Annotated in this window: 8 protein-coding genes and 1 pseudogene; 5 read left to right on the top strand and 4 right to left on the bottom strand. The window is 64.1% G+C overall.

Annotated features, from left to right (window positions below; genetic code table 11):
* The 4 genes and pseudogenes from glnA to VKP01_RS04080 all read left to right on the top strand — a co-directional run.
* Positions 1-708: pseudogene (glnA, locus tag VKP01_RS04065) on the top strand (glutamine synthetase); the annotation flags it as partial.
* A gap of 193 nt (positions 709-901) precedes the next feature.
* Positions 902-1,555, top strand: coding sequence for a nitrile hydratase subunit alpha (gene nthA / locus VKP01_RS04070; protein WP_324410519.1), 654 nt, complete (start codon positions 902-904; stop codon positions 1,553-1,555).
* Positions 1,552-2,211 (top strand): nitrile hydratase subunit beta, encoded by a 660-nt coding sequence (gene nthB / locus VKP01_RS04075; RefSeq protein ID WP_324410521.1) that lies wholly within the window; start codon positions 1,552-1,554, stop codon positions 2,209-2,211. Before nthA ends, nthB begins: the two co-directional genes overlap by 4 nt.
* On the top strand, positions 2,198-2,587 hold the full coding sequence (locus tag VKP01_RS04080) for a nitrile hydratase accessory protein (protein WP_414706511.1): 390 nt from the start codon (positions 2,198-2,200) through the stop codon (positions 2,585-2,587). Before nthB ends, VKP01_RS04080 begins: the two co-directional genes overlap by 14 nt.
* Positions 2,588-2,596: 9 nt before the next feature.
* Here VKP01_RS04080 and VKP01_RS04085 read toward each other — a convergent pair whose 3' ends face one another.
* The 4 genes from VKP01_RS04085 to rplM form a co-directional block, all read right to left on the bottom strand.
* The gene (locus VKP01_RS04085) at positions 2,597-3,796 is read right to left on the bottom strand and encodes a DUF2336 domain-containing protein (protein WP_324410523.1); all 1,200 of its coding nucleotides are present in this window, start codon (positions 3,794-3,796) and stop codon (positions 2,597-2,599) included.
* 35 nt (positions 3,797-3,831) lie between these two features.
* Entirely contained in the window at positions 3,832-4,659 is an 828-nt protein-coding gene (locus VKP01_RS04090; protein WP_324410525.1) for a response regulator, read from the bottom strand.
* Positions 4,660-4,989: 330 nt separating this feature from the next.
* Positions 4,990-5,463: a 30S ribosomal protein S9 gene (gene rpsI / locus VKP01_RS04095; protein WP_228697811.1), complete on the bottom strand. Its 474-nt coding sequence runs from the start codon at positions 5,461-5,463 to the stop codon at positions 4,990-4,992.
* Positions 5,464-5,465: 2 nt separating this feature from the next.
* Positions 5,466-5,927, bottom strand: a complete 462-nt coding sequence (rplM, locus tag VKP01_RS04100; protein WP_324410528.1) for a 50S ribosomal protein L13 — start codon at positions 5,925-5,927, stop codon at positions 5,466-5,468.
* Positions 5,928-6,241: 314 nt separating this feature from the next.
* On the opposite strand from rplM, the gene VKP01_RS04105 reads away from it, so the two are divergent.
* Positions 6,242-6,541 (top strand): hypothetical protein, encoded by a 300-nt coding sequence (locus tag VKP01_RS04105; protein ID WP_324410530.1) that lies wholly within the window; start codon positions 6,242-6,244, stop codon positions 6,539-6,541.
* The last annotated feature ends 125 nt before the right edge of the window (positions 6,542-6,666 follow it).

Below are 6,666 nucleotides of genomic sequence, written 5' to 3' on the forward strand. Positions count from 1 at the left end.
CTGATGCAGGTCTACAAGTACTGCATCCACAACGTCGCCCATTCCTTCGGCAAGTCGGCCACCTTCATGCCCAAGCCCGTCTATGGCGATAACGGCTCGGGCATGCACGTTCACCAGTCGATCTGGAAGGACGGCAAGCCGGTCTTCGCCGGTGACAAATACTCCGATCTGAGCCAGGAATGCCTGTGGTACATCGGCGGTATCATCAAGCACGCGCGCGCCATCAACGCCTTCACAAACCCCTCGACCAACTCCTACAAGCGTCTGGTCCCGGGCTACGAGGCGCCGGTGCTGCTGGCCTACTCCGCACGCAACCGGTCGGCCTCCTGCCGTATCCCGTGGACGACTTCGCCGAAGGCCAAGCGCGTCGAGGTCCGCTTCCCCGATCCGACGGCGAACCCCTATCTCGGCTTTGCCGCGATGGTGATGGCCGGCCTCGACGGCATCCTGAACAAGATCGATCCCGGCCAGGCGATGGACAAGGATCTTTACGATCTGCCGCCGCGCGAGCTGAAGAAGATCCCGACCGTTGCCACCTCGCTGCGCGAGGCGCTCACGGCGCTCGACAAGGACCGCAACTTCCTCAAGGCCGGCGGCGTCTTCAACGACGACATGATCGACGCCTACATCGCCCTGAAGATGGAAGACGTCATCCGCTTCGACCACACGCCGCACCCGGTCGAGTTCGACATGTACTACTCCGTCTGATCCGGCATCCGCCCGACCGGGCGGGCGGCGTACCAATCAGTCCGATTACAGACCGGGACGCGAAAGCGTCCCGGTTTTTCGTTTCGGCGCAACCATGCCAAAGCCCCCCTCTGGAATCACGCCTTGCGCAGTCACGCGACGGCGCTAGATTCGTGAACATATGAGAGCCGGTGCAAGCCGGTCGGAGGAAAGTATGAGCGACGATCACCACACCCATCATCATGATCACGACCATGGCAGCGAACTCTCGCCCATGGATCTGCGCGTGCGCGCGCTCGAATCGATCCTCGTCGAAAAGGGCTATGTCGATCCCGCCGCGATCGACGCGCTGGTGGAGATGTATGAGACCCGCGTCGGCCCGCGCAACGGCGCGCAAGTGGTGGCGCGGGCCTGGGCCAATCCCGATTTCCGCGACTGGCTCAAACGCGACGCGACCGCGGCGATCGCATCGATGGGATTCGAGGGCCGCCAGGGTGAGCATATGGTCGCGGTCGAGAACACACCGGAAGAGCACAATCTCGTCGTCTGCACCCTGTGCTCCTGCTATCCCTGGCCCGTGCTCGGCCTGCCCCCGACCTGGTACAAATCCGCGCCCTATCGCTCACGCGCCGTGATTGATCCGCGTGGCGTGCTGGCGGAGTTCGGCGTCAGCCTGCCCGGGACGACGCGCATCCGCGTCTGGGATTCCACTGCCGAGATGCGCTACCTCGTCATCCCGATGCGCCCGGAGGGCACGCAGGGTTGGTCGCAGGAGAAACTCGCCGATCTGGTCACCCGTGATTCGATGATCGGCACCGGGCTGGCGCGCGATCCGGCGAGCCTTACGAGCGGGGAGGATGCGGCATGAATGGCGCGCAGGATATGGGAGGCATGCACGGGTTCGGCCCCGTGCAGATCGAGACAGGTGAAACCCCGTTTCATCACGACTGGGAAAGACGCGCCTTCGGCATCACCATCGCCATGGGTGCCAGCGGCGCTTGGAATCTCGACATGAGCCGGCATGCCCGCGAGACCCTGCCGCCGCCCGATTATCTGGCGTCGCGCTATTTCGAGATCTGGACCAAGGGCGTCGAGCGACTGGTCACGCGGCTCGGGCTCGTCAGTGAAGCCGAGCTCGCCGCCGGCGGGGCGCTCGAGGCACCCGTCCCGGTCAGGCGCGTCCTGCGCGGGAGCGATGTCGCGACCGCCATGAGGCAAGGTGGACCGACTGAGCGCGAGCCTGCACAACCCGCGCGATTCAAGCAGGGCGATAGCGTCATCACCCGTGTGATGAACCCCACCGGCCATACCCGCCTGCCCCGCTATGCACGCGGCAAGCGCGGCGTCATCGCCATGGTGCATGGCGTCCACGTCTTCCCCGATACCCATGCCCACGGCCAGGGCGAGGAGCCGCAATGGCTCTACAATGTCCGCTTCACGGGCCGTGAACTCTGGGGCGAGGAGGCCGATGCGACGCTGATCGTCGGGATTGATGCCTGGGAGAGCTATCTTGAACCTGCCTGACGCGCTCGACGCAGCCACCCGCGCCGCGCAGGCGCCGATTCCGCGTTGTGCCGACGGCCCGGTCTTCTCCGCGCCCTGGGAAGCCCAGGCCTTCGCCATGACCCTGCGCCTGCATGAGCAGGGCGCCTTCACCTGGAAGGAGTGGGCACAGACGCTTTCGACCGTCATCCGCGAGGCGCAGGACGCCGGCGTTCCCGATGACGGCGCGACCTATTACACGCACTGGCTCACCGCACTGGAGCGCATCATCGCGCAAAAGCAGCTCGTCGCGCACGACCAGCTCGAAACCCGCCGCGCCGCTCTCGACCGCGCTGCCCGCGCCACGCCGCATGGCGAGCCGATCTGTCTGGAGAATGATCCCGAATCCCGGGCCTGAGGCACCGGATCAGGCGACGCGTCTGTCCGCCTGATCGCCCGGTACCGGCGCCGTACCGGGCCAGCCGTCTTCCGGCAATCCAACCTCGGGAAAGGCGATGATCTTCTCACGCAGGGCCACATGGCGCATCAGGCGTCGCGCCGTCAGCGTGTCGATGGCGTCAAAGACCTCGTAGACCTCGTTCGGCGCTTCCTGGCCCACACCGGCCTCGCTGCGGATCTGCCAGAACGGCTTCAGCGTTCCCCATTCGAAGCCGATCGCCTTCACCAGCATGGCTGCCGGGTAGAGCGAATCGGCGACGATCAGCCGTTGCACGTATTCAGGGGGAATGGCGCTGAGAATGGCCAGTCCGGCAATGGCATCCTCATACTGGCGGCGGCGCAACCAGCGCTCCAGATCCGCCTGTTTCACGGATCGCTGGAGCGCGCGCATCGCCACGTAATCGAAGGAAGCGGCCATCATCGCGCGCGAGAAGCGCGTCGGCCCTCCGTCACCCATGGCAGCGGACACGATGGCAACCAGCATCTCGCCTGGCAGCGCGGCATCGCCGTATTCCGCATCGAATTCCTCGCAGACGAGGGCGCCGTCGAGACCGAGCAGCATGTCGAACTGCGCCGGCGGCATGTCCGGTCGCGAGCAGACCACGCTGCGCAGGATCGCATTGGCCCGCGCCCGCTCCGACAGGATATCGAACCCCTCTTCACTGAAACGCGCGCTGCGGTTGACGGAGAGAGCCAGGACCGTTTCGTCATCGCCCCGTCGCGCGATCGGGGTGGTGACCCGCTCGCCGATTTCGCCACGCCCGGCAAGAGCCTTCAAATGCTTCTGCCCCCGTTGCTGCGCGACCGTTTCAAGCAACCGCTCCTTGATGCGCAGCGCACTATTGAGCAGCGGCTCGGCCACGCCCGGATCCTCATCCTGGACGAGCTTGTCGACAATGCCTTCCGGGGCGCGCGGATACATGGCCAGGGTCATGGCGAGATCGCGCTTCGTGGCCGAATCGATCCCATCGCTGAGATTCAGGAACAGATGATCAAACATCGCCGCCCGATCATCGGGGAGCCGCCGGGCCTTGGCTTCGTAGAGCGCGCGCAGGCGTTCGACCACTTCGGACTTGTCCACCTGGATGGCGACATCCTCGCCCCTTTTCGCGTCCGCCTTCTTGGCCTGCTCGATCTGCTGGACGAGCTGATAGATTTCCTGGAGCATGACGTCTGAACCTCGATCGCGACAAGACGGGTTTCTCAGGCCGCGCGGCTTGCCTGTGCGGCGTCTTCACGCTTGCTGTCTCTTTCGGCAGCGAGGGCGTTGACGAGATAGGGCCGCCACAGGCCGAGCGCCCCGTGCAGGGTCCGGTTGACGTCGATCGCATCGAAGGGCTGGATCATCACATCCTCGATGCCGAACACCTCGAAGGCCCGGTGGGTTTCGTCCACTTCCCGATCCATCAGCACGACGGAAATCCTGTCTTCACTGCGGCTGAGCAGCTGGCAGGCGGCCTCCAGGGCAGGCATGTCGGAAAGTGCATGGCTGACGAAGGCAACCTCGAAATCCTGCTTGCGTGTGTGCCGGATCGCCCGGCGACCCGTCTCGGCATCAATGGGCTGCAGGTGAAACTGGCTACGATCCAGAACGTTGCGCAGAATGCCGCGCGTGCGCACGGAGGGGTCGACGATCAGCGCCTGTCGCGTCCGACGAATCTGCTGGAAGGTCTCCAGAAGCTGCGTCACCGCATGATCGCGGTAGGGCTTCATCAGAACTTCGTAGGCGTGCAACTGAAGCGCGATCATCGTCCAGTTCTTGCGCAGTCCCTCACTGACGAGCACGAGCCGGGTGCCGTTTTGTGCATGCATCAGGGCGATCACGCTCTTGAGCTTGGCGACGTCGGTATAGGGCAGCACCATATCGAGGAAGAGCATGTCGAAGGTTTCTTCCTGCAGGACCTTGAAGAGCTCGCGGCCCGTATCGGCAAAGCGCAGACGCGCATCTGGCCGTGCCTCGGAAACGATCCGGGCGAGTTGCTGCCGGGATTCGATATCCGCATCCGCAATCAGGATCTTTGTATGCTGCATGACCGCCTCCTTACGCAACGTTATGGCGGCAATTCGTTGAAATTCCTTTTATTGATCCTGGAAATAAAGCCTAAATCCGTCGTCTTCCCATGCGCAAGCTCTGGTATTCCTAATGCACCCTTTCCTCAAATGACGGCGACATGGCGGATAAGTACCTGCCTCCAGCGAGCGATTAACATTGCCCGACATCGCCCGGTCTGACGGATCCGGACCGACCGAGCAAGCGATCAGCCTTCCCCTGCCCCATGCGCGCCATAGCGTCCCAGCGCCACGAAAAAGGGGCCGCGCCAAGCGCGACCCCTCGTAGACCCTAACGTGATCGCGGGACGATCAGCGCTTGGAGAACTGGAACGAACGGCGGGCCTTGGCGCGACCGTACTTCTTGCGCTCGACGATACGCGAATCGCGCGTCAGGAAGCCTTCCTTCTTGAGGATGGCGCGCAGCTCGGGCTCGTAATAGGTCAGCGCCTTGGACAGGCCGTGGCGCACGGCGCCCGCCTGGCCGGAGAGGCCGCCACCCTTCACGGTGACCTGGATGTCGTACTGGTCGACCCGGTTGGTCAGCTGCAGCGGCTGGTTCAGGATCATGCGCAGCACGGGGCGCGCAAAATATACTTCCAGCTCGCGGCCATTGACCGAGATCTTGCCGGCGCCGGGCTTGATCCAGACGCGGGCGATGGCGTCCTTGCGCTTGCCGGTGGCATAGGCGCGGCCATGGGCATCGAGCTTCTGGACATGGACCGGCGCTTCGACCGGCGTCTCGTCCTGCTGGCCGAGATCGGAGAGGGACTGCAAGGTGGCCATGATCAGAGCCTCCGGTTCTTGGCGTTCAGGGAAGCGACATCGAGCGCTTCCGGCTGCTGCGCCTCATGGGGATGCTCGGAGCCGGGATAGACGCGCAGATTGCCGAGGATCTTGCGGAAGAGCGGGCCGCGCGGCAGCATGCGCTCGACGGCCTTCTCGACCACGCGCTCGGGGAAACGACCCTCGAGGAGCGACTTCGCAGTGCGGGCCTTGATGCCGCCCGGATGGCCGGTGTGATGGTAATAGACCTTCTGGTCGCGCTTGCGGCCGGTGAGGACCACCTTGTCGGCGTTGATCACGATGACATTGTCACCGCAATCGACATGCGGCGTGTAGCTCGCCTTGTGCTTGCCGCGAAGGCGCATCGCCACGACCGAGGCGAGACGGCCCACGACGAGGCCCTCCGCATCGATGATGACCCACTTCTTCTCGACATCGGCGGGCTTCAGCGAAAACGTTTTCATTGCGCTGTATCCCTAAAGGGGCAAAACCCCGTTCCAAACGAAGAGCCGCCAGCCCGGGAACCCCGAACGCGGCGGCGATGGCGTGGGTTTATGCGCAGTTTCGCGCCGCGTCAAGGGTTATTTGGGGAGATTGGTGGGGCTGGAAGGGTTGTTGTGCATGGGGTTGGGGGTGGTGGTATTGGGGTAACGATATGTGTGGTAATTTGCTACCATATATTTTGTAGACGGCACTCCTGCGCCTTTCTTGATCCGCGCGCCCAGCGCCTTCATGCTTCCTCCCGGCGCGACACGGTCTCATGAAAGCGGGGCAAATCATGATCGCAACCGTTCTTGCCCTCGCGGCAACGGTCATCCTCCTCGCGATCGCCCTCCCCTTCGCCATGGTGCTCTGGCCCTGGAATGCGGCACCCGATCCCGCTGACGGGCTTGAATTCGACGCTGTGCAGCAGATGCGGGCCGAACCGCTCCCAACGCAGACCCAGGCCATGCGCGACGGCTACCCGATGGTGCTGCGCCGTCTCGACGGGCCGGATGGCGGTCCGCTCGTTGTGATGATCCACGGCTCGGCCTGGAACGGGATGCAGCTCGAAGGCCTCGGCGCGCGGATGTCCTGATCCCGGACCTTCGCGGCCACGGCGCGGCGCCCGGGCGGCGCGGCGATGTCGACTACATCGGCCAGCTTGAGGACGATCTCGCCGATCTGATTACCGCACGCGCCAAACCCGGACAGGAGGTGATC

It is taken from the genome of Saliniramus sp. (genome assembly GCF_035311605.1).
GTDB lineage: Bacteria > Pseudomonadota > Alphaproteobacteria > Rhizobiales > Beijerinckiaceae > Saliniramus.